Source organism: Bacteroides sp. AM44-19 (assembly GCF_003603395.1).
In the GTDB taxonomy this organism is placed as follows: domain Bacteria; phylum Bacteroidota; class Bacteroidia; order Bacteroidales; family Bacteroidaceae; genus Bacteroides; species Bacteroides uniformis.
Genome location: NZ_QTNB01000007.1, coordinates 89,115 through 114,134, shown reverse-complemented (window position 1 = coordinate 114,134; position 25,020 = coordinate 89,115). Strand labels below are relative to the sequence as shown.

The 25,020-nt window shown below is 51.1% G+C and carries 12 protein-coding genes and 1 tRNA gene; all 13 read left to right on the top strand.

Features of this window, described 5'->3' with window-relative positions:
* Positions 1–8: 8 nt before the first annotated feature.
* The 13 genes from DW947_RS12530 (at position 9) to DW947_RS12470 (ending at position 24,996) form a co-directional block, all read left to right on the top strand.
* Positions 9–2,849, top strand: coding sequence for a family 43 glycosylhydrolase (locus DW947_RS12530; protein WP_227212766.1), 2,841 nt, complete (start codon positions 9–11; stop codon positions 2,847–2,849).
* A gap of 158 nt (positions 2,850–3,007) precedes the next feature.
* Positions 3,008–3,133 (top strand): hypothetical protein, encoded by a 126-nt coding sequence (locus DW947_RS22000; RefSeq protein WP_255342453.1) that lies wholly within the window; start codon positions 3,008–3,010, stop codon positions 3,131–3,133.
* A 137-nt stretch (positions 3,134–3,270) separates the two neighbouring features.
* Positions 3,271–5,952 carry a DNA gyrase/topoisomerase IV subunit A gene (locus DW947_RS12520; protein ID WP_009037727.1) on the top strand — a complete coding sequence of 894 codons (2,682 nt, stop codon included), beginning with the start codon at positions 3,271–3,273 and terminating at the stop codon, positions 5,950–5,952.
* A 61-nt stretch (positions 5,953–6,013) separates the two neighbouring features.
* On the top strand, positions 6,014–6,868 hold the full coding sequence (locus DW947_RS12515) for a DUF3316 domain-containing protein (protein ID WP_005830316.1): 855 nt from the start codon (positions 6,014–6,016) through the stop codon (positions 6,866–6,868).
* Between the two features lie 44 nt (positions 6,869–6,912).
* Entirely contained in the window at positions 6,913–7,929 is a 1,017-nt protein-coding gene (locus tag DW947_RS12510; RefSeq protein WP_085931088.1) for a S41 family peptidase, read from the top strand.
* A 76-nt stretch (positions 7,930–8,005) separates the two neighbouring features.
* A tRNA-Leu gene (locus DW947_RS12505) sits at positions 8,006–8,087 on the top strand.
* Positions 8,088–8,255: 168 nt separating this feature from the next.
* On the top strand, positions 8,256–11,120 hold the full coding sequence (locus DW947_RS12500) for a hypothetical protein (RefSeq protein WP_117963385.1): 2,865 nt from the start codon (positions 8,256–8,258) through the stop codon (positions 11,118–11,120).
* Positions 11,121–11,298: 178 nt separating this feature from the next.
* Positions 11,299–14,322 carry a SusC/RagA family TonB-linked outer membrane protein gene (locus DW947_RS12495; protein ID WP_117963383.1) on the top strand — a complete coding sequence of 1,008 codons (3,024 nt, stop codon included), beginning with the start codon at positions 11,299–11,301 and terminating at the stop codon, positions 14,320–14,322.
* A gap of 18 nt (positions 14,323–14,340) precedes the next feature.
* A complete protein-coding gene (locus DW947_RS12490; protein ID WP_005830324.1) occupies positions 14,341–15,891 on the top strand; it encodes a RagB/SusD family nutrient uptake outer membrane protein in 1,551 nt (516 codons plus the stop codon).
* A gap of 12 nt (positions 15,892–15,903) precedes the next feature.
* Entirely contained in the window at positions 15,904–18,003 is a 2,100-nt protein-coding gene (locus tag DW947_RS12485) for a family 43 glycosylhydrolase (RefSeq protein ID WP_005830326.1), read from the top strand.
* Between the two features lie 17 nt (positions 18,004–18,020).
* On the top strand, positions 18,021–19,412 hold the full coding sequence (locus DW947_RS12480; RefSeq protein ID WP_117963381.1) for a glucoamylase family protein: 1,392 nt from the start codon (positions 18,021–18,023) through the stop codon (positions 19,410–19,412).
* A gap of 119 nt (positions 19,413–19,531) precedes the next feature.
* On the top strand, positions 19,532–21,823 hold the full coding sequence (gene bglX / locus DW947_RS12475; RefSeq protein WP_005830329.1) for a beta-glucosidase BglX: 2,292 nt from the start codon (positions 19,532–19,534) through the stop codon (positions 21,821–21,823).
* Positions 21,824–21,960: 137 nt separating this feature from the next.
* Positions 21,961–24,996 carry a SusC/RagA family TonB-linked outer membrane protein gene (locus DW947_RS12470; protein ID WP_005830331.1) on the top strand — a complete coding sequence of 1,012 codons (3,036 nt, stop codon included), beginning with the start codon at positions 21,961–21,963 and terminating at the stop codon, positions 24,994–24,996.
* Positions 24,997–25,020 lie beyond the last annotated feature (24 nt).

The window sequence follows — 25,020 nt, the reverse complement described above, 5'->3', positions numbered from 1 at the left end:
ATACTCGTATGAAAAAATATCATCATTATCTTACCCTTTTAAGTTTATTTATGCTGCTCGGCATCCTGAAATTGCAAGCAGCGATACAACTCCCTGCCATATTTTCCAACCATATGGTGCTACAACGTAACTCAGAACTTACTTTCTGGGGATGGGGTATTCCGGGAGAAACAATTTCCATCGCCCCCGAATGGATGAAAGGAGAAATAATCAAAACCCAAGTCAATAATACGGGGAAATGGTCAGCCCGTGTACCTTCCGGCGAAGCCGGCGGACCTTATGAGATTCGTTTCAGCGGCTCGTCAGAAGTAACCTTGACCGATGTCATGCTAGGCGAAGTTTGGCTGTGCAGCGGACAATCCAATATGGAATGGAGCGCCAACCACGGCATAAAGAACGGAGACGAGGAAACGGCAAATGCCCATTGTCCCAATCTCCGAATTTTTCACGTGGCCAGAATAGCCGCCCCGTTCCCTCAAGAAAACTGTTTCTCGCAATGGACACAGTGCACGCCCGAAACGATGCGCAGCACGAGTGCCCTGGCCTACTTCTTCGGCCGCAACATCCAGGAAGAGCTGGACGTGCCGGTAGGAATCATCGTAGCCGCATGGGGCGGAACCACCGCCGAGACATGGACGCCCCGCGAATGCGTAATGAGCGACCCGATCTTGTGCGACTATCCGTATGAATCCAATCCTTGGTTTCCGGCTGAAACAGGCACGTTGTACAACAGCATGATTTATCCCGTGATGCCCTACGGCATTGCCGGATGCATCTGGTATCAGGGAGAAGCCAACCAAGGCCGTGCCAGCTCCTACGCCCGGGTGATGCAGCGGCTAATAGGCTCGTGGCGTACCGGATTTAACAAGGAATTCCCATTCTATCTGGTCCAGATAGCCCCCTTCCAATACCACTCCAAAGACAACGGACCGGCACTGCTACGCGAGCAGCAGGCCATGTTGCCCGAAATGCTGGACAAGGTCAAGATGATTACCGTGTCAGATTTGGTGGACAATGTGCAGGACATCCATCCACGTGACAAAAGAAGCGTAGGCAAACGTCTCGCCAATCTTGCACTGGACGATACATACCATATATATGCAGGCCCCTATAAAAGCCCGGTCTTTGAAAGCGCCTGCCGCAAAGGCAACCATGTGACAATCTCTTTCAAAGACATAAAGAACGGACTGGCCGTACACGGGAAAAGGATAGAGGGGCTGATGATGGCCGCAGCCGGCCAGGAATGGCAAGAGGCCCGGGCCAGGATAGACGGGGGAAAGCTGATTGTCCCGGTAAAAGGAATCGAAAGCCCGGTTTCCATTCGCTACTGCTTCAGTGACGCTGCTCAAGGCAACCTTTTTTCAACGGAAGGCATCCCCTTAGCCCCCTTCCGGGCAGACAGCATCGCCTCTTCTGAAAACATTCCGGTTTCTACAGACAGCGCTTTGGAAGAATCTTTTGAATTCTCGCCCAAGTTCTCTACCGGCAATGCCAATCCCCTTCTCGACTTCCAATACATGGCCGACCCCACAGCAGTGGTGCACGACGGCCGCATTTATGTGTACGGCACTAACGACCACCAGCAATATGATGTAGTGGGCCGTAACGGGAAAAACACCTATCAGCACATCCATTCGCTGACGATGGTCTCTTCTGACGACATGGTGAACTGGACTTATCACGGAGTAATCAATGTAAAGGCTCTGGCTCCCTGGGGAATGGCTTCGTGGGCACCTTCCATCGCTTCGCGCAAGGAGGCCGACGGCAAAACCCACTTCTATCTGTACTACTCCAACAGCGGTTCCGGTGTAGGTATGCTGACTGCCACTTCCCCCGTGGGGCCCTGGACAGACCCATTGGGCAAATGTGTGGTAGACGGCAATACTCCAGGACTCGGCAAGTGTAAAGCTCCCTTCGATCCGGGAGTAGTCATCGACGACAAGGGCATCGGCTGGCTCTCCTTTGGCGGGGGCGACAGCGACGACTACATTCCCGGAGACGCACGCATCGTGCGGCTGGCAAATGACATGAAGACGCTGGACAGCGAAATAGTTGAAATAAAAGCGCCATACCACTTTGAAGCAAACGAACTGAACTATCTGAACGGCACTTGGATTTACACCTACAACACCAACTGGAAGAACCGGGATGCATGGCCCCACAAGGATATAGACAAGCCGAGCCGGTGCTGCATGAGCTACATGACGAGTCGCACGCCACTTGAGACAGACAGCTGGACCTATCGGGACAACTACTTCAAAAATCCCGGCGACTATGGCATGTCCGACAGCAACAACCATACACATCTGGTAAAATTTCAAGGGAAGTACTATCTCTTCTACCACTCACTGGGCTTGCAGGACAGCCGCGACCTCAAAGTGGGCGTCCGCAGTATCTGCGTGGAAGAAATAGAGGTGGACGAAAAGGACCTCACTATCCACATGGGCACAGCCACAGCCAAGGGCGTTTCACAAATCAAGCCTCTCGACCCGTTTGCGCAGCAACAGGCCGAGACCACAGCCGCCACACGCGGCGTTGCCTTTGAACCTACCGGACAGACAGGCAACATGTCTGCCGTAGGAAACAAGAGCGGACAGGCCATCTGTGTCCGCGGTGCGGAATTCCCGCAATCACCTCAAGCCATACAGATGAAGATAAAAGGGAAAGGCTCCATCGAAATACACATGGACAGTCCAGACGGTCCGCTCCTATCCACCTTGACCTTTGATACCGATACGTGGCAAACATTGACAAAGCCGTTGGACAAACAGATAAAAGGCAAACACGACATTTACTTCGTATTCGGGAACGGAAAGTTCTTATTTGACGAATGGAAATTCACAAAATAATGAATCCGTCGGCAGAATCTGCCCAGTATCTCTTCACCCTTGTGATGATATCGCTGCACAATTCGAGCCAACACACAACAAGCTAGCAAGTTACTTTGCCAGCGTTTTGCCACCATATTGGCAAAGTTTTGCCATGCCTTTGGCAAAGCTTTGCCAATGTGGTGGCAAAACCTTGCCAACTTGTCGGCAAGAAAGACAAAAGCAACATCGCTGTCCGCAAAGAGGCGGAAGCACGTCCTCAATATAATTCCGCTAACGGGAAAGAGACAGATTGGTTCCATTAACGGGCAGAAGTTTTAAAAAATGGGAAGGATTTGGCACAATAGTTCCGCGCAAATTCTCATTTATCGAACAAAAATTGTATTTTTGCCTGCGACTGAAAAATCAGTAATATCATAGAATAGACAATTCCCGAACAAATATGAGCGAAGATTTTGAAGCACCGAAAGATGATTTGGACAAGGAACTCCCGGCCGGGAGCGAAGAACACTCGGATTACAAACCTGCGGACGCAAAGGATGCCAATATAAAGCACCAACTGAGCGGCATGTACCAGAATTGGTTTCTGGACTACGCCTCATACGTTATATTGGAACGTGCCGTACCCCATATCATGGATGGTCTGAAACCCGTACAGCGGCGTATCCTCCACTCCATGCGCCGCATGGAAGACGGGCGCTACAACAAGGTGGCGAACATCGTAGGACATACCATGCAGTTCCATCCGCACGGTGATGCTTCTATCGGCGATGCTCTGGTACAGCTGGGACAAAAGGACTTGCTCGTGGATTGCCAGGGAAACTGGGGTAACATTCTGACGGGTGACAGCGCCGCTGCCCCCCGTTATATCGAAGCACGTCTCTCCAAGTTCGCACTGGACGTGGTATTCAACCCCAAGACCACCGAATGGAAACTCTCTTATGACGGGCGAAACAAAGAACCGGTTACACTACCGGTAAAATTCCCACTGCTGCTTGCACAAGGTGTGGAAGGTATTGCCGTAGGCCTGTCATCCAAAATATTACCACATAACTTCAATGAGCTGTGCGATGCTTCCATCAGCTATCTGCACAACGAAGAATTCAAGCTGTACCCCGACTTCCAGACGGGAGGCAGTATCGATGTATCCAAATACAACGACGGTGAACGTGGCGGTGCGATACGCGTGCGCTCCAAAATAGAAAAGATAGACAACAAGACACTTGCCATTAAGGAAATTCCTTACGGGAAAACGGTGGCCAGTGTATGCGACTCCATCGTAAAGGCCAGCGAAAAAGGAAAAATCAAGATACGTAAGGTAGAGGACCTGACATCCGGCAGTGTGGAAATATTAGTGCATCTAGCCCCGGGTGTATCATCCGACAAGACCATCGATGCCCTCTATGCCTTCACCGACTGTGAAGTGAGCATCTCTCCCAACTGCTGTGTCATCGACGACCAAAAGCCCCACTTCCTCACCGTGAGTGATGTATTGCGCAAATCAGTCGACAACACATTGGCACTGCTACGCCAGGAACTGGAAATCCGTAAGGGAGAGATACTGGAAAGCCTGCATTTCGCTTCACTCGAAAAGATATTCATTGAAGAACGTATTTACAAGGATAAGGAGTTTGAACAAGCCAAAAACATGGATGCCGCCTGCGAACATATCGATGAGCGCCTGACTCCCTACTACCCGACTTTTATCCGCGAAGTGACCAAGGAAGACATCCTCCGGCTGATGGAGATAAAGATGGCACGTATCCTCAAATTCAACTCCGACAAGGCAGAGGAACTGATAGCACGCATGCGAAAGGACATAGAGGAGATAGACTGCCATCTGGCAAACATCGTGGAATATACCGTCGACTGGTTCCGTATGTTGAAGGACAAGTACGGCAAAGCCTTCCCCCGCCGCACGGAACTGCGTAACTTCGACACCATCGAAGCAACCAAAGTCATCGAAGCCAACGAAAAGCTGTACATCAACCGCGAAGAGGGTTTCATCGGAACTGGATTGAAGAAAGACGAATTCATAGGCAACTGCTCGCCCATAGATGACGTGATTATCTTCTTCCGCGATGGAAAATATATCATCACACCGGTGGCCGACAAGAAGTTCGTGGGCAAGAATATACTTTATGCCAACATTTTTAAGAAGAACGACAAACGTACCATCTACAATGTCTGCTACCGTGACGGCAAGGAGGGGACAAGCTATATCAAGCGTTTTGCCGTCACTTCCGTGGTGCGTGACCGCGAATACGATGTGACGCAAGGTACTCCCGACTCCCGTATCACCTACTTCACCGCCAATCCCAATGGAGAAGCTGAAATCATCAAGGTAACCCTGAAACCCAATCCCCGTGTACGCCGTATTATCTTCGAGGAGGATTTCAGCAACATCAATATCAAGGGACGGCAGGCCATGGGAAATATACTCACGAAACTCCCCGTACACAAGATAGCCTTGAAACAACGTGGAGGCTCCACGCTGGGTGGACGGAAAGTCTGGTTCGACCGTGATGTGCTACGTCTCAACTACGACGGGCGCGGAGAATATCTCGGAGAATTCCAGAGCGAAGACACCATCCTTGTCGTACAGAACAGCGGAGAGTTCTATGCCACCAACTTCGACTTGAACAATCACTATGACGATGGCATACGCGTATTGGAGAAATACGATCCGAACAAAGTATGGACCGCCGTACTCTACGATGCCGACCAGCAGAACTATCCTTACATCAAGCGTTTCTGCTTCGAGGCAACCGCCCGCAAGCAAAACTACTTGGGAGAAAACAAGAACAGCAGCCTCATTCTGCTGACAGACGAGTGCTACCCACGTTTAGAAGTGGTGTTTGGCGGCCACGACAATTTCCGAGAGCCGATGGTGGTGGAAGCCGACGAATTCATCGCCGTGAAAGGCTTCAAAGCAAAAGGTAAGCGCCTGACCACCTATACTATAGAAACCATCAACGAGCTGGAGCCTACCCGTCAACCGGAACCCTCGCAGAAAACCGAAGAGCAGGAAACGGATGAAGAACCGGAAATTCTGGACCCCGACCACGGTAAAAGCGAAGGGGACATACTGGACGAGATGACAGGACAGATGAAACTCTTTTGATGAAGGACGGAAATGAAGTATTAGTGGCTAACGATTACTAATTTGTAATTGATAATTTAATATGTACATATACAAGATAATAATCCTATGCGGACTGCTCTTGGGAAGTGTCGGACTGAAAGCACAAGAAGCACAATGCAGCATCGACCGGAAGCTACGGGCTGACTCCACCAACCGTAACCGTATTATCACCCGTGCCACCATGTATGGTGTCGGCTTCACCAACGTGTTCGACACTTATCTTTCACCTCAGGAGTATAAGGGAATCGATTTCCGTATCTCCCGCGAAAGCATGCGGATGACACGGTTGATGGACGGCAACGTGTCTCTGCAAACTTTCTTCCAGGCAGACTTAGGATATACACACAACAAAGTAGACAATAACAATACATTCTCCGGACTGGCCAACTGGAACTACGGCCTGCATTATAATTTTCCAATCACGGGCAATTTCAAACTGCTTGCCGGAGGAGTCGGCGACTTCAACGGTGGCTTTGTCTATAATCTGCGCAACGGAAACAACCCCGCCCAAGCACGTGCCTATATCAACCTTGCCGCATCTGGAATGGCTATTTGGGACTTGCGCATCAAGAACCGTCCCATCACACTACGCTATCAGGTAAATCTTCCCTTGGCAGGTATCATGTTCATGCCCAACTATGGACAGTCCTACTACGAGATATTTACGTTAGGACATTGGGACGGAGTAGTGAACTTCACCTCCCTGCACAACCAGCCCTCTCTGAGACAAATGCTGACCGCAGACTTTCCGGTGGGACGTGCCCGGATGCGTTTCGCTTACATATGGGACGCACAACAGTCCAAAGTAAATGAAATAAAGACACATACTTACTCGCATGTATTCATGGTGGGGTTCGTAAAGGAACTCTATCTGTTTCCTAACAAGAGAAAGTAAAAAGTGACAAGGTGATAAACGATAAGATGATAAGGATAATGTGCATGAAAAGAAGATATATTTTAATAATTTGGAGTATCCTACTCACGTTATTGCCCCTATTGAACGGATGTATTCGTGAGGAAGAGTTCGACAATACCCCACAAGGCAATTTCGAAGCCTTGTGGAAAATAATAGACGAACAGTACTGCTTCCTGGACTACAAGCAAATAGACTGGGATGCCATCCATGACAAGTACCAGCCACTCATTACCCCGGGAATGAGCTACGACGGTCTATTTGAAATATTAGGTAACATGCTTGCCGAGTTAAAAGACGGACATGTCAACTTGTACTCTTCTTCCAACATGGCGCGCTACTGGGACTGGTATCTGGATTATCCTCGTAACTTCAACGAAAGTATCATTGAAAAGTACCTGGGAAGAGACTACCGCATTGCTGGAGGCGCCAAATATACCATATTGGAGGACAACATAGGATATATCTATTACGGTGATTTCTCCAGCGGCATCGGAAACGGCAACCTGGATGAGATTCTGTTATACCTTTCCGCTTGTAACGGCCTAATTATCGACGTGCGCAACAATGGTGGCGGCAACCTGACAAACGCCACCCGAATGGCACAACGCTTCACGAATGAAAAAGTACTGACGGGATATATTCAGCACAAGACCGGCAAAGGCCATAGCGATTTTTCAGATCCGACTCCCATTTATGTGGAACCTTCCAACAGTATCCGCTGGCAAAAAAAGGTAATTGTCCTGACCAACCGTCATTCCTATAGTGCAACCAATGATTTTGTCAACTCCATGCGCTGTTTTCCCAATGTCACCCTGGTTGGTGACAAAACCGGCGGCGGGTCGGGCCTGCCATTCTCTTCGGAACTGCCCAACGGATGGGGGGTACGCTTTTCTGCCAGCCCGCACCTCGATGCCCAAAAACAGCATATCGAGTTCGGCATCGACCCGGACAAGAAAGTGGATATGAGCAAAGAAGATGAGAACAATGACTTGGACACCATCATTGAGGAAGCAAGAAAAATACTGAAAGTGACTTTCTAAAACGACTTTATCTACAAAACAATTTGCCAAAACGAAAATTCTTTCTATCTTTGCTCCCGCTAATCGGAATTATTCCGCGGATGTGGCGTAATTGGCAGCCGCGCCAGACTTAGGATCTGGTGCCGTGAGGCGTGTAGGTTCGAGTCCTATCATCCGCACAATCCCTATAATAAATTTCAAAAGACAAACAACTAAGAGGGGAGGATATTCATTAAGAAGCATCCTCCCTAACCGCTTCAAGTACCTTTTTTATCTCATCAAAACACAATATTTAGAATACTTATTGTATCTTTGCTTCCAAGAAACACTTCGATTAACCTGAAAAAATGAAACAAAATACGATAAGACCGATGCTTTTCAAGTATTGGGTAGTGTGCCTTCTATTGTTCATCCTCTTCATCCAGGCCAGGGCTTCTTCCTTCATGCCCGCCGTCACCAACTATCTTGCCAAAGACTATGAAGCCGGTTATCAGAACTGGGCATGTGCGCAAGGCAGCAACGGCGAAATGTATTTCGGCAACAGCCAGGGGCTCCTGGTATATGACGGTTATCGCTGGACTCTCCACAAAGTGCCGGGGAACCATATTGTCCGTTCGGTGTATGTGAAAGAAGACCGTATCTATGTGGGGGCATTCGAGGAATTCGGCTATTTCAAGTATTCGGAGGCAGGCACTCTCCGGTACCATTCTTTGAGCAAATTCCTGAAAAATTTCCCCATGGAGAACAACGAGATATGGAACATTGTAGAGCTGGACGGTCGCATCTACTTCCAGTCGTTCAGCGCTTGGTTCTCCTACGACGGGAAGATGGTACGCGCTTTCCGCAACAGACAGCAACAGCCGCTCTACTTCTACACCCAAAACGGACATATCTACACACAGATGATTGATGAGGACTTCTATGAATTCGACGGCAAGGATTTCCATCATCTCTTCCCCCGCAGCCAAGTGAACGATGACAATGTAGTGTCATTGTTACCCGACGGGGACGACAGCTTCTTGATGGTCACAGAGAATAACGGATTGTTCCGCTACAACGGTGACATCACTCCCTGGAAAACGGACATTGATACGGAACTAAAGAAACAGCGGGTGAACCGTGCTGTAATGACCAATGACTCTATATTCATGATAGGCACGGTCTTGAACGGTATATACGCCATCGACCGCAAAGGACATTGCCTTTGGCACTTCAACCTGGACAACCGCCTGGACAACAACACCGTCCTGGGGCTGTTCTGTGACAAAGACAACAACGTATGGGCAGCATTGGACGACGGCATTGCATACATCCACCACAACTCCCCCGTTATGCTGCTAACCCCTGCCAACCATGAAACCAAATTGGGTATGGTGTACGACATAGCCCATCGGGATGACTGTTTCTATCTGGCCACCAACCAGGGCTTGTACGAATACCACCAGATTACCGGAAATCTGCGCCTGCTTCCCCATACCGAAGGTCAGAACTGGTATGTAAAGGACATTGACGGGCAACTCTTTGCAGGCAACAATGCCCATACCTTATTAATAGGTGAAAAAGGGAACGTTTCCGTCATAAGCAATACCAACAGCAGTACGTGTCTGATAAAGTGCACCCTCTATGGCGAAGAGATACTGTTGGAATCATCCTACGCCGACTTGCGTATCTATAAAAAGAAGAACGGGCAATGGACCTTTTCGCATGTCATAGACGGCTTCATTGCACCGGTCATGCACTTGGAGGTGGACCAAAGCGGTGTCATCTGGGCTTCACACATGTATCAGGGAGTCTATAAAATAGTCTTGAGCGATGACTTGTCGGCTGTAAAAGGCGTACGGCACATCTCCCATTTAGGCTCGGAATATATCATCGGCCCTATCCAAGTAATGAAAATGCGAGGACGTATCGTCTTTTCCAGTCCCAACGGCTTCTATACCTATGACGACATCACCCGGCAGATTATCCCCTTCCAAAAGCTGAATGCCATTCTGCCCTATATCAGGAATGCTCATTCTGTGGTATCCGTCACGAACGACCGCTTCTGGCTGTCCGGTTCACATGAGTACGTACTGGTAGAGTACGCAGAAGGAGAGTACATCGTGAAGCAGCGCATCCTCATCGAACTGTTTGATTCTCCATGCATAGAGAACTACAACAATGTGTTCGTCGACAATGACGTTGTCTATTTTAATCTGAACAACGGAATCGCCAGTTACAGCAAAAACACAGACAGCCTCAGTCCTACTCTGGAGTCCGCCCTCTCACTGAGCTCGGTCACTGCTTCCTCTTCCGATAAAAAGGAGAAACGCCTGCCTCTGTCTGGAAATGTCGAACTGGAAAGCAATTACCGGGATTTGCTGTTCTCAGTAAGCCTGCCGCATTACAATAAATTGTCCGTACATTTCCATTATGTCCTGCAAGGAGGACAAGGCATGGCGCTGACATCGGACCTGAAAGAGCCCGAAATCCGCTACGGTAGCCTGGATTACGGAGAATACACATTCCAGGCAGAAGCCTATAATGATTTGGGACAGAAAATCGGTGAGGTGGAATATCATTTTGCCATAGCCCGCCCTTTCTACCTCTCCTATTATGCCTTTGCGCTCTATCTCATAGTTCTCACAGCGCTTGTCTACTTTTTCTCCAAGTGGCGCGCCAACCGTGCCATGGAAAAGAAACGGAAGGAGTATGAGGCAGAGCAGGTGCAGCAGAACATCAAGATGCGCGAGCAGGAGCATCTGATAACTCTGCAGCAACAGCAATTGCTGGAAGCCGAGTTGTCGGCAAAGAGTAAAGACCTTGCCAGCATGGCACTGGGTGTATTTGCCAAGAACGAGGTCCTGGAGAAACTTCGTACTGTCGTACAAGAGTCCCTGGTGAAAGGGCAATATGGACGCAAGAACCTCGAATCTCTGCTGAAGCTCATCAACGAAAACATCGAGACACAGGAATTTTGGGATGTATTCCAGAACAATTTCGACCTGATTCATGAGAAATTCTTCCGTAATTTGCGCGAACGTTATCCCAGTCTTACCGCTACCGACCTCCGTTTTTGTGCGCTGCTGCGCCTGAATCTTTCTACGAAAGACATTGCGCAAATGACCAACCTCACTATCCGGGGAGTAGAGGCAGCACGCTACCGTTTGCGCAAGAAACTGGATATCCCCGACGGAACGGGATTAGTGGATTTTCTCATCGACTTGAAATAAAGCGGCTACAAATCATTCAATCATAACAAACTGATTATTAGAAACAAGTAACACGAAAACGTAGTAAAACGGTACCCATTTTTACCCTAAACGTATTATCGTGGTAGTGTTTTTTTTTGCCTTACTTACCGTAATTACTTCCTTTGCCGGCAGAATTATTAACTCTTAAATTTAGTTTATGAGAAGGCAAACTTTATTTCTTCTATTCATGATTTTGTTCTCATTGCCACTGACAGTTTTGGCACAAGGAACAAAGATAGTTAAAGGAACTGTTGTTGATCAGAACAACGAACCGATTATTGGAGCCACGGTTGTAGTAAAAGGCTCTACTATTGGAGCAGCTACCGACCTCGACGGTAACTATGTACTGAACGGCGTCCCCGAAGACGCAACTCTCGTATTCAACTATTTGGGCATGTTGCCGCAGGAAATAAGCGCTGCGGGACAATCCGTCATTAATGTAAAGCTACGTGAAGATGCACAACTACTGGAAGAAGTTGTTGTTATCGGTTACGGTTCGGCCAAGGCGAAAGACCTGACGGCCCCGATTGACGTTGTCAAAGAGAAAGAACTTATCAATGTTCCTACCTCCTCCCCGATGGCAGCATTGCAGGGAAAGGTACCGGGTGTTAACATCATCAATTCGGGAACGCCGGGCGAAGGTCCTAAAGTGACCATCCGTGGTATGGGTTCCTTCGGTGACACTTCTCCTCTCTATGTAGTGGACGGAATGTTCTACGACAACATCAACTTCCTGAACAATTCCGACATTCAGGACATGACCATCTTGAAAGACGCATCCGCATCTGCCATCTACGGTGTACGCGCTGCCAACGGTGTTGTAATCATCACCACCAAGAAAGGAAGCCGCAACCAGGATGCCAAGATTACCTATAACGGTTATGTAGGTATTCAGAAAGCCACCAACCTGCTGGAGATGTGTAACTCTCACGAGTATGCCACCATGATGTTGGAAGCCAACCCGGAAGCTTACCGGTCGATTTTCGAAAAGTCAGTAGCCGAATTCGGAGGCAATATGGAAAACCTGCAATTCAATGCCGATACCAACTGGTATGACGAACTGTTGCGCACAGCCATGATGACCAATCACAGCTTGAATATCTCCGGTGGTACGGAAAAAGCGACCTACTCTGCCGGCATGAGCTATCTGGCACAAGACGGTATCATGGACGTGGAAAACTACTACCGCCGCTTGAACTTCCGTGCCGCCCTTGACTACGAAGCCCGCAAATGGCTGAAAGTAGGCTTCAACGGCGTATTCAGCAACTCGCAGCAGCAGCTTCCCAAGAATGCCGCATGGCAACAGGCATACAACACACCGTCTATCATCCCGGTGTATGATGACCGCCGCGACGATGCCGTGTTCCCTAAGAAGTACACATCGCCCGAGCAGGTGGGCCTGACCAACAACTTCAACAATCCGGTAGCCACTGCCAACTATTACGACAACCGGAACGAGACCTACCAAGTGCTGACCAACTTCTATGCACAGCTCAACCTCATCCCCGACAAGCTGAATATACGCAGTAGCTACAGCTACGACTACTCAATGATTCGCGGTTCTGAGTTCACTCCTACCTACTATGTAGGCACCAACCAGAAGAAAGAGGTTACCGAACTCACTAAAAAGAACACTAACTACTACAAATATATATGGGACAACGTGGCCACTTATACTGACAAGTGGGGCAAACACTCCTTTACCGGTATGCTGGGTGCATCCATGCGTCAAGAGCAATACCGCCTGCTCGAAGGTACCGCCACCAACGTGCCCGAAGGTGAGGACGTGTGGAAATACATCGCACTGGGCAACAAGGAAGGCGCTACGGTGAAAGACGACGGCTGGAAATACCGCGGTCTCTCCTATTTCACCCGACTGAATTACAACTACAACGACAAGTACATGTTGATGTTCACCTTCCGTGCCGACGGCTCGTCCAAGTACAACGACAAATGGGGCTACTTCCCCTCCATCGGTGCCGCATGGGTCATCTCCCAAGAACCGTTTATGAAGAACCAGAATATCTTCGACTACATGAAGCTGCGTGCCAGCTGGGGTAAGCTGGGTAACGACAAGATTGCTGCCAGTGCAGGCTTCGCAAGCATACAGAACGTACAGTCCGTATTCGGTCCCAATACCGCCATCGACGGATTCATCAACACCACCAACTTCAGCTGGCTGGGTTGGGAAGTAGTGAACGAAACCAACGTGGGCGTCAACTTCAGTACACTGAAGAACCGCTTGAACGCCGACATCGACTGGTACTACCGTCTGACTGACAACGCCGTGATTTCACCCAAGCTCCCGATGAGTGGCGAGCTGCTGGCCGGCAACAACGGACAGATTCTGAATACCGGTATCGACCTCTCCTTGAACTGGAACGACAAGATTGGCCAGGACTTCAATTACAACATCGGCGTCAATCTCTCTTATCTGCATAACGAAGTGAAAAGCCTAAAAGGAAACATGAAAATCATCAAAGGCGGAAAGACCGTGAATATGGTGGGCGAGACGATGAACTCATTCTATGGCTACAAGGTCATCGGCATCTACCAGACTCCTGAACAATGTGCTGCCGACCCCATCGCCGTGGCCAACGGACTGGAACCCGGCGACTTCATCTACGAGGACGTGAACGGCGACCATGTGATAGACGGAAACGACAAGCAGGTGTTGGGCTCATACGTGCCCAGCTTTACTTATGGCTTCAATGCCGGATTCTCTTATAAGAACTTCGACTTCAGCCTCACTACCTACGGACAAGCAGGCGGCGAACTGTGGAACCGTAAGCGTGCCCTGCGCTATGCAGCCGACTACTATAACTTTGACCGTGCACAGTATGAGAACCGCTGGACGGGTGCAGGCTCTACCAACGAACATCCGTCGGCCAAGGCTCTTCTCAAAACCTGGAACAAATCAGACAGTAACAACGCTTCCTATTTCGTAGAAAGCTCCGATTACTTCCGCATCCAGAACATCACGCTGGGCTACTCGTTCAAGAACTTGAAGATAGGCAGCTACGTGATGCCGGGACTCCGCCTCTCATTGACGGCCGACCGCCCCTTCACTACCTTCAAGGCCAACAGCTTCACACCTGAAGTGTCGGATGCCGAAGGTTGGGATACCGAAGTATACCCTCTGACTTCAACCTATACTTTCGGAGTGCAAATAGATTTCTAAACCCTAAAACGTAAAACAATGAAATTCTTAAAGAAAACATTCGCATATATACTTCCGGCCATGATGGTACTGGGAGGAGCTACCGCTTGCACCGATTTCATAGAAATCGATCCGGAGAACAAAGTTCCCGAACAAGGCGTGGACTTTACCAACAAGAACAATATGTACCAACCCGTAGTGGGTGCCTACTCCAAAGTACGCACACAGGGCATGCACTGGTGCAACGCACTATTGATGTTCACCCGCGACGGTGACGTGTGGTCGGGCCGTACCGATGACCAGGGCGATGCCGTGGCCTTCGGACGCAAGTTCAACTACAACAACTCATTCTGGGCACTGAACCAGGTATGGATGAACTTCTACGACATCATCCGCATCACCAATGCCGCCCTGCAAAGCCTCGACGGTTATGCCGAATATCTTGCTGCAGGAAGCGAAGATTACAAAACCTACGAATCCTATTGCGGCGAAGTACGTACCATCCGTGCATGGGCCTACTATTGTCTGGTGACCAATTTCGGTCCCACCGTCATCTACCGTGACAACCTGCAGACCGATTTTCGCCGTTCTACCGTAGAGGCCGTATATAATTATATGCTGGAAGATTTGAACTACGCCATCGACAAACTGCCCCGCATGCGTCCCAACCAGATGGAACACAAGGGAGCCGTGACAGCCTTCACCGCCCAAGCATTGGCCGCCCGCATCTATCTGCTGAAAGGAGACTATGCACAAGTGGAGACACTGACCGATGACATCATCAAGAACGGTGGATTCCGTCTCTACGACGACTTCTACCAGCTGTTCAAAATTCCCGGAAAGTTGTGTGACGAATCTTTGTTCGAATGCCAGGTAACAGACTACGGCAATGGTTCCGGCGATTACCTGGGCGTAGACCAATGGTTCAATTTCCAGGGTCCGAACATGGCAGAGAGGTATGATGAAGTAGTGAACGCAGACGGTACCATCAGCTACAAGCAAGCCGAAGGCACCAAGTCCATAGGCGGCTGGAATTTCATAGGCTATGAACCCGAGTTCGTGGCATGGGCCGAAGCCCGTGGCGAAGGTGTGCGTGCCGAAACTTCTTTCCTGAAAGCCCTGAGCAAGACGCGCGAGGGTTGGCAGGTAGGTCCCACATCGGCCACCAAGACCGACTGTTGGAACGGCAAAGGTTACCTTCCCTACAATCAGATGACTCTTCCACGTACAACCTACGGAGCCAACAATAATGTGCGTATCATCCGCTATGCCGAAGTACTGCTGATGAACTCCGAAGCCAAAGTCAGACTGGGCAAGGATGGAGACGCAGGCTACAACGAAGTGCGCCGGCGTGCAGGCATGAGCACCAAAACCGGTGTTACCCTGAAAGACGTGATGGACGAACGCCGGATGGAACTTTGCGGCGAATGGTGTGCCCGTTATGTGGACTTGGTGCGTACCGGCGATGCCGCCACCGTACTCGGTCCCAAAGGATGGACAGCAGAAAAGACTTATTGGCCCATACCGGCCAACCAGTTGGACGACCTTCCTGATTTGAAGCTGGAACCCATTGACGGAATTGCCGAATAAATCCGTTCCAATATGGTAAAAAGATTCCTAATCAGTTGTGGAATAGCCTTTGCCGCTCTGGCGGCAAAGGCAACCCCTGACGATTCCATCAAAGTGGTGAAGGGGCAAGTCAGTGACTATTACATCACTGTAACCCAAGACCGTATCGTAAAAGGACACGTACTGGACACCAACCGCCAGCCACTCGCAGGCGCCACAGTCATGTTCTTCGCAAGTCCCATGCACAATACCACTGCCCACGACGGCAGCTTTGCCATCAAAGGAGCGAAGAACGACGTGCACCTGTATGTCTACTATCCCGGGAAAAAGATAGTGAACAGAATCCTGGCACTGGATGAAACCGATATTGAGGTAGTGATGGAAAAAGAGGTACACAAGGCAACCGCAATCTGCCGCCCCGCCCAGGCGACCCGGTGGTATGACCCACAGGCGCCTCTGTCGCGCACCTTCTGCAATCCGATGAACATCAGTTACAACTTCGAGCCTTTCAACAACAATGTGCGTCCCAACGGTTCGTTCCGTTCCTCTGCCGACCCGATGGCTGTGGAATACAAAGGAGAATATTTTCTGTTCTCCACCAACCAGGGCGGTTTTCATTATTCCAAGAACCTGGTGGATTGGGATTTCGTTCCTGCCAGCTTCCAGCGCAAGCCTACGGACGATGACCAGTGTGCGCCGGCCGCCTATGTAAGCGGCGACACGCTGTTCTATACCGGCTCCACCTACGAAGGTCTGGCCGTGTGGTACAGCACGCATCCCAAAACGGGACGTTTCAAACGTGCCATCGAAAAGAACGTACTTCCTTCATGGGATCCTTGTCTGTTTCTGGACGACGACGGCAGATTGTATCTGTACTATGGCTCCAGCAATGAATATCCCTTGAAAGCGGTAGAACTGGACCGGAATGATTTCTACCCCATCAGCAAGATTCACGATGTCATGATGCTCCGCCCCGAAGAACACGGCTGGGAACGTTTCGGCATGAACAATGACGATGAAGTGACACTCCGCCCATTCACAGAGGGCGCTTACATGACCAAACACAATGACAAATATTATTTCCAATATGGTGCTCCGGGCACTGAATTCAAAGTCTATGCCGATGGCGTATATGTTTCGGATTCCCCGCTGGGCCCGTTTGTCTACCAGAAGCATAACCCGATGTGCTACAAGCCGGGCGGTTATGTGCAAGGTGCCGGTCATGGAGGCACGTTCTGCGACGTGAAAGGCAATTACTGGCACGTGGCCACCTGCATGCTCTCCCTGAAGTACAAGTTCGAACGCCGCATCGGTCTTTATCCGGTGGCTTTCGACAAGGATGGTGTCATGTATTCGTCCACTGCCTTCGGCGATTATCCCAACTGGGCAGAACCGATGGACGTAAAGAACCCTGCAGAGCGTTTCACGGGATGGATGCTTCTGTCCTACGGCAAACCGGTGGAGGTATCATCTACGGATAGCATCCATGCAGCTTCCAACCTGACGGACGAAAGTATGCGCACCTACTGGGCAGCCCGTTCCGGCAACCCCGGCGAATGGGCCGGGATAGACCTGGGCAGTACAAAGAATGTACGTGCCGTGCAGTTGAACTTCTACGACCATAAAGCGGTTCAATACAACCGTGCCATGGATATTTATCACCAATACCGTATTTTTGCTTCCGAAGACGGAAAAGAATGGACATTGGTCATAGACAAGAGCGACAGTGACAAGGATTGTCCGCACGACTACATCGAGCTCAACGAGCCGTTGCGTGCCCGTTATCTGAAATACGAGAATGTGCACATGCCTACGGGAAATGTCGCCTTGTCCGGCTTCCGCGTCTTCGGGAACGGTGACGGCGATGTCCCGCAAGCCGTGAAAGGACTGACTGTGAAACGTGACAGGAAAGACCGCCGGAATGCCCTTATCTCCTGGCAACCCGAAGCAAGCGCCTATGGCTACAACATCTACTACGGCACCGCCGAAGGCAAGATGTACAATGCCATCACGGTACTGGGACAGACGGAATATGACTTCCGCGGACTGGATGCGGACACGGACTATTACTTCACTATCGAGGCGCTGAACGAAAACGGCCGCTCGCCATTGTGCAAGACGACAAAAAATTAAACACAAGAAATAAAGATATGAAAAAAACAATAATGATACATGTGCTGGCTTTGTTCCTGATTTCCACATTGGCGGGCTGTGCATCCTGCTCTTCCGACTTGAAGGAAAACGGGAAAGAGAACGGAAAAGAGGAAAAGCCCGACACAGAGGAAGTACGTCCCGAATCATTCGCTTCGGATGACGAAATGCTTGATTACATCCAGAAGGTACATTTGAACTACATGTGGGACGGTGCGGAACCGACCTCCGGACTGGCACGCGAACGCATCCACCTGGATGGGGATTATCCCGAAAAGGACCAGAATGTTGTCACCACCGGCGGCAGCGGATTTGGTATAGCCGGACTGCTGGTAGGCATCGAACGCGGCTTCATCCCCAGGGAAGAAGGCGTGAAGCGCCTGACCAAGATTGCCGATTACCTGAAACGCGCCGACCGCTTCCACGGCGTATGGCCCCATTGGTTGTACGGCCCTACCGGCAAGGTGAAACCTTTCGGACAAAAAGATAACGGCGGAGACTTGGTGGAAAGCTGCTTCCTGATGCAAAGCTTGCTTTGCGTACGCCAATACTTCCGCGACGGCAACGAGCAGGAAAAGGCGCTGGCAGAGAAGATTGACCAATTGTGGAAAGAGATGGAGTTCAGCTGGTATCAGAATGGCAAGGATGTCATCTACTGGCACTGGTCTCCCGAATACAACTGGGAAATGAACTTCCCGCTGGAAGGCTACAACGAAGCATTGATTGTGTATGTGCTCGCAGCCTCCTCCCCCACTTATCCCGTTCCGGCTTCAGCCTACCACAACGGCTGGGCACGCGGCGGCGGCATCAAGTCCGACTCTGCCCCCTACGGCCTGCCTTTGGAATTGAAACACAACGGAGCCGAGAAACTGGGCGGTCCCTTGTTCTGGGCACAATACTCGCACATCGGTCTGGACCCGCGCAACCTGAGCGACCGCTATGCCAACTACTGGAACGTGGTGCGCAACCATGCCCTCTCCAACTACCGCTACTGCGTGGAGAATCCCAAACAATACAAAGGTTACGGCGAGGACTGCTGGGGACTGACCGCCAGCTACTCTACCAAAGGCTATGCAGCCCACTGCCCGGGCGACAACGACCATGGTGTCATCACACCGACAGCAGCCTTGTCCAGTTTTCCCTACACACCGGAGGAATCCATGCGTGCACTGAAGTATTTCTATTCCAAAGGCGACTGGATTTGGGGCAAGTACGGATTCTACGATGCCTTCTCCGAGGGAAGTGACTGGACGGTGCCCCGCTATCTTGCCATCGACCAATGCACCATTGCCCCGATGATTGAGAACTATCGTTCCGGCTTGTTGTGGAAACTCTTCATGAGCTGTCCCGAGGTTCAGGAAGGATTGCAGAAGCTGGGATTTAAGGCTTAGGGATTTACGATTGAAGTTAGTATGCGACATGATGGAGCAGCTAAGCTTAAGTTGAATTTCTATATCACTATTCCCCTCCCCCTTCAGGGGGCCGGAGGGGATAATCAAAATTATATCATATGAAGAAATACACATTATTAGCAGCCTTGGCTTTCTCTGCCCTCACCGTGACGGCAACGCCCAAAGAAAACACATCCCAAGGCAATCCGCAGGAGATGGATAAATTCATTACGGAGCTGATGGGCAAAATGACGCTGCACGAGAAAATCGGTCAGCTCAACCTGCCGGTAACGGGAAACATCGTCACCGGACAAGCCAAGAGCAGCGACGTTGCCGGTAAAATCCGCAACGGTGAAGTCGGAGGTCTGTTCAACCTGAAAGGCGTGAAGAACATCCGCGAAGTGCAGAAACTTGCCGTAGAGAACAGCCGCCTGGGCATCCCCTTGCTGTTCGGTATGGACGTGATTCACGGTTACGAAACGGTATTCCCCATCCCCTTGGCACTCTCGTGCAGTTGGGACATGGAGGCTATAGAGAAATCGGCCCGTATCGCCGCCATTGAGTCGAGTGCAGACGGTATCTGCTGGACGTTCAGCCCGATGGTGGACATCTGCCGCGATGCCCGTTGGGGACGTGTATCAGAAGGCAACGGTGAAGACCCCTTCCTGGGTTCAGCCATTGCACAAGCCATGATTCGCGGTTATCAGGGCAAGGATATGAGTGCCAACAACGAGATAATGGCTTGCGTAAAGCACTTCGCACTGTATGGCGCCGGAGAAGCCGGCCGCGACTACAACACGGTGGATATGAGCCGCAACCGTATGTTCAACGAATACTTCCCTCCCTACAAGGCTGCCGTAGAAGCCGGTGTGGGTAGCGCAATGACCTCCTTCAATGAAATTGACGGCGTACCCGCCACTGCCAACCACTGGCTACTGACCGACGTTCTGCGCAACCAATGGGGCTTTGATGGCTTCGTGGTGACAGACTATACAGCCATCTCCGAAATGATAGACCACGGAATCGGTGACCTGCAGGAAGTATCCGCACGTGCCCTGACCGCCGGAACAGACATGGATATGGTAGCCGACGGATTTATCGGCACACTGGAAAAGTCTCTGAAAGAAGGCAAAGTGACCGAGGCCGACATTGACAAAGCCTGCCGACGCATCCTAGAAGCCAAATACAAGCTGGGACTGTTTGCCAATCCGTATAAATACTGCGACGTGAAGCGTGCCGAAAAAGAAGTGTTCACTCCCGAACACCGTTCCATCGCCCGCCAGATTGCCACAGAGACATTCGTACTGCTGAAGAACCAGGACAATCTGCTGCCCTTGCAACGCAAAGGCAATATCGCCTTGATTGGCCCGCTTGCCAACACCCGTGCCAACATGCCGGGCACTTGGAGTGTGGCAGCCACAGCAGACAAATACAGCACCCTGCTGGAAGGTTTCAAGAATTCTGTCGGCTCCAAGGCCAACATTCTCTATGCACAAGGCAGCAACCTGATGTACGATGCCGACTACCAGACACGCGCCACGATGTTCGGCCGTGAACTGCCCCGTGGCAATGACCAAGAACTGCTGGACGAAGCCCTGAAAGTAGCCGCACAAGCCGATGTCATTGTAGCCGCCCTCGGCGAGTCCTCCGAGATGAGTGGTGAGAGCAGTAGCCGTTCCGAACTGGAAATGCCGGACGCACAGCGCCACCTGCTGGAAGCATTGCTGAAAACGGGCAAACCCGTAGTATTGGTATTGTTCTCCGGACGTCCCGTAGTGCTGACTTGGGAGAATGAAAATGTTCCTGCCATCCTGAATGTATGGTTCGGAGGTAGTGAAGCTGCAGACGCCATTGCCGACGTAGTGTTCGGAGACGTTTGCCCCAGCGGTAAGCTGACCACCACTTTCCCGCAGAATGTGGGCCAGTTGCCTATGGCATACAACCACAAGAATACCGGCCGTCCTCTGAAAGAAGGCAAATGGTTCGAGAAGTTCCGCAGCAACTACCTGGATGTGAGCAACGACCCGCTGTATCCTTTCGGCTATGGCTTGAGCTACACCACCTTCCAGTACAGTGACATCACGCTCAGCTCCAAGCAACTGAATGCGGACGGCAAGCTGACCGCTTCCGTAACCGTAACCAATACGGGTAACTACGATGCAGATGAAATCGTACAGCTCTATATCCGCGACTTGGTGGGCAGCATTACCCGCCCCGTGAAAGAGCTGAAAGGCTTCGAGCGCATCCACCTGAAAAAAGGCGAAAGCAAGCAGGTGACCTTCACCATTACCCCCGAATTGCTGAAGTTCTACAACTACGACATACAGTATGTATACGAACCCGGCGAGTTCCATGTAATGATTGGACCCAACAGCCGCGATGTAAAGACTACGAGTTTTGAGTTGAAATAGGTATAGTTTTGCTTTTAGGTAAGAGGGCAGTCCGCGAAAACCGGGCTGCCCTTTTTTAACACCGTCACCAAATCTTTTTTGCATTTTGATTGTTCAGAGGAGAAACTGAATGATTTATCCACTAAAAAATCAATGTAATGAAGAAGAACCTAAACCTTCCCAAGAAGAAAACCGGAAGACTGAGAAACCTATTTCTGACGGTGTGCCTGCTGGCAAGTGTCGCCGCATCGGCGCAGGAGAAAACAGTAACCGGTACCGTGACCGATGCCCTGGGTGACCCGCTGATTGGTGCCACCGTATTGGTGCAGGGAACCTCCAATGGCGTGATTACCGACATAGACGGCCGGTACTCCATCCAGGCCACCCCGGAGAACACATTGGATTTTTCCTATGTAGGCATGGTGAAGCAAGCTGTCAAGGTAGGCAGCCAGTCGGTAATCAACGTCCAGATGAAAGACGACTCGCAGATGCTGGCCGAAACCGTTGTCATCGGTTATGGCAGCGCCAAGAAGCGAGACCTTACGGGCTCCATCACCAACATTAAAGGCGACGAAATCGCCAACAAGCCGGTGGTCAACCCCGTATCCGCACTGCAAGGAAAGATTGCCGGCGTGCAGGTGATAAACTCCGGCAAGGCAGGCTCCGACCCGGAAATCCGTGTACGCGGAACAAACTCCATCAACGGCTACAAGCCACTCTATGTGGTGGACGGACTGTTCAACGACAACATCAACTTCCTGAATCCGCAGGACATCGAATCCATGGAGATACTGAAAGACCCGTCGTCGCTCGCCATCTTCGGTGTGCGCGGTGCCAACGGCGTGATTATCATCACCACCAAGAAGGCGAAAGAGGGACAGACACGCGTCAATATCAACGGCTCGTTCGGTTTCAAGTCCATCACCGACAAAATTGCACTGACGGATGCCGAAGGCTTCAAACTGCTGTACAACGAACAGTTGAGGAATGAAGGCAACCCGGAATACAACTTCTCGGACTGGACGGGAAACACCAACTGGCAGGATGAAATCTTCCAGACTGGGTTCATCACCAACAACAACATCAGCATCACGGGTGCCTCGGACAAGAACAGCTTCTATCTCGGTGCGGGCTATGCTTACGAGCAAGGCAACATCAAGCACGAGAAGTACAGCAAAATCACGCTGAACATCAGCAACGACTATAAAATGACGGACAACCTCAAGGTAGGTTTCCAATTCAACGGGGCACGCATGCTGCCCGCCGACACGAAGAGTGTGGCTACAGCCCTGCGCGCAGCTCCGGTGGCGCATGTATTCAACTCCGAGTACGGCCTCTACACCTCACTGCCCGGATTCCAGAAGGCACAGATGAACAACCCGATGGTGGACGTAGACCTGAAGGCGAATACCACGAAAGCCGAGAACTACCGTGGCTCGGGCAACGTGTACGGGCAATGGGATTTCCTGAAACACTTCCAGTTCAAGGCCATGTTCTCCCTGGACTATGCCTCGAACAGCACACGGACATACACCCCGGTTATCCAGGTATATGACGCAAGCGTCGAGGGAGACATAGCCACGCTGGGCAACGGCAAGACCGGAGTGTCCCAAGCCAAAGAAACGGAAATGAAGGTACAGAGCGACTATCTGCTGACCTACACCAACTCCTGGGGAGACCACAGCGTGACGGCCACAGCCGGTTTCACCACCTACTACAACAAGCTCGAGAATCTGAACGGCGCCCGTACCCAAGGGGTAGGCCTGGTCATTCCGGACAATCCCGACAAATGGTACGTAAGTATCGGCGACGCAGCCACCGCCACCAACGGCAGTACGCAGTGGGAGCGCTCCACCGTGTCCGTGCTGGCACGCGTGCTCTACAACTACAAGGGCAAGTACCTGTTCAACGGCTCCTACCGCCGCGACGGTTCTTCCGCCTTCTCCTACACCGGCAACCAGTGGCAGAACTTCTACTCCGTCGGCCTGGGCTGGCTGATGAGCGAGGAAGCATGGATGAAGGACATCACCTGGCTGGATATGCTGAAACTGAAAGGCTCATGGGGCACACTGGGCAACCAGAACCTGGACCGCGCCTATCCCGCCGAACCGTTGCTGACGAATGCCTACTCCGCCGTGTTCGGCACCCCGTCTGCCATCTATCCGGGCTACCAGCTTGCCTACCTGCCCAACCCCAAACTGCGCTGGGAGAAGGTGGAAGCCTGGGAAGCCGGTGCAGAAGCCAACTTCCTCCGCAACCGCCTGCACTTTGAAGGGGTGTACTACAAGAAGAAAACCAAAGACCTGCTGGCCGAAGTGCCGGGCATCTCGGGCACCGTACCGGGTATCGGAAACCTTGGCTCCATCGAGAATTCGGGCGTAGAGCTTGCCTTGAGCTGGCGCGACCGGATAGGCGACTGGAACTACAACATCGGAATGAACCTTGCCACCATCAAGAACAAGGTACTGAGCCTCGTGCAGGAAGGCTACTCCATCATAGCCGGAGACAAGCAGCAGAGCTACACAATGGCAGGATACCCCATCGGCTACTTCTACGGCTACAAGGTGGAAGGCGTCTACCAGACCCAGGAGGAGATTGAGCACTCTCCCAAGAACACACTGGCAACCGTCACCCCGGGCGACCTGAAATTCCGCGACGTGAACGGTGACGGTGAAATCACCACGGCAGACCGTACGATGATTGGTAATCCTACACCCGATGTCACCTACGGCTTCACGCTCGGCCTGGGCTACAAGAACTGGGAGCTTGCCGTTGACATGATGGGACAAGGCGGCAATCAGATTTACCGTACCTGGGACAACTACAACTGGAGCCAGTTCAACTTTATGGAGCAACGCATGGACCGCTGGCACGGTGAAGGGACCAGCAACACCCAGCCGCTGCTGAACACCAAGCATACCATCAACAATCTGAACTCCGAGTATTACATAGAGGACGGCTCGTTCTTCCGCATCCGTAACGTGTCGCTGGCATACAACTTCGACAAGGCGCTGATTTCGAAGATAGGCATGCAGGCGCTGAAGCTCTACGTGAACATACAGAACCTGAAGACGTGGAAGCACAACACCGGATATACCCCGGAACTGGGCGGAAGTGCCATCGCCTTCGGGGTGGACGACGGCAGTTATCCGATGCCGGCGATTTATACGTTCGGATTTAATCTGACGTTCTAAAAGCCTCTCCCCTAAAAAAGAGTA

Bases quoted from the DNA above. Each gene is read 5' to 3' on its own strand.
- DW947_RS12530 (WP_227212766.1), top strand. From the start codon at position 9: ATGAAAAAATATCATCATTATCTTACCCTTTTAAGTTTATTTATGCTG.
- DW947_RS12520 (WP_009037727.1), top strand. From the start codon at position 3,271: ATGAGCGAAGATTTTGAAGCACCGAAAGATGATTTGGACAAGGAACTC.
- DW947_RS12515 (WP_005830316.1), top strand. From the start codon at position 6,014: ATGTACATATACAAGATAATAATCCTATGCGGACTGCTCTTGGGAAGT.
- DW947_RS12510 (WP_085931088.1), top strand. From the start codon at position 6,913: ATGAAAAGAAGATATATTTTAATAATTTGGAGTATCCTACTCACGTTA.
- DW947_RS12500 (WP_117963385.1), top strand. From the start codon at position 8,256: ATGAAACAAAATACGATAAGACCGATGCTTTTCAAGTATTGGGTAGTG.
- DW947_RS12495 (WP_117963383.1), top strand. From the start codon at position 11,299: ATGAGAAGGCAAACTTTATTTCTTCTATTCATGATTTTGTTCTCATTG.
- DW947_RS12490 (WP_005830324.1), top strand. From the start codon at position 14,341: ATGAAATTCTTAAAGAAAACATTCGCATATATACTTCCGGCCATGATG.
- DW947_RS12485 (WP_005830326.1), top strand. From the start codon at position 15,904: ATGGTAAAAAGATTCCTAATCAGTTGTGGAATAGCCTTTGCCGCTCTG.
- DW947_RS12480 (WP_117963381.1), top strand. From the start codon at position 18,021: ATGAAAAAAACAATAATGATACATGTGCTGGCTTTGTTCCTGATTTCC.
- bglX (WP_005830329.1), top strand. From the start codon at position 19,532: ATGAAGAAATACACATTATTAGCAGCCTTGGCTTTCTCTGCCCTCACC.
- DW947_RS12470 (WP_005830331.1), top strand. From the start codon at position 21,961: ATGAAGAAGAACCTAAACCTTCCCAAGAAGAAAACCGGAAGACTGAGA.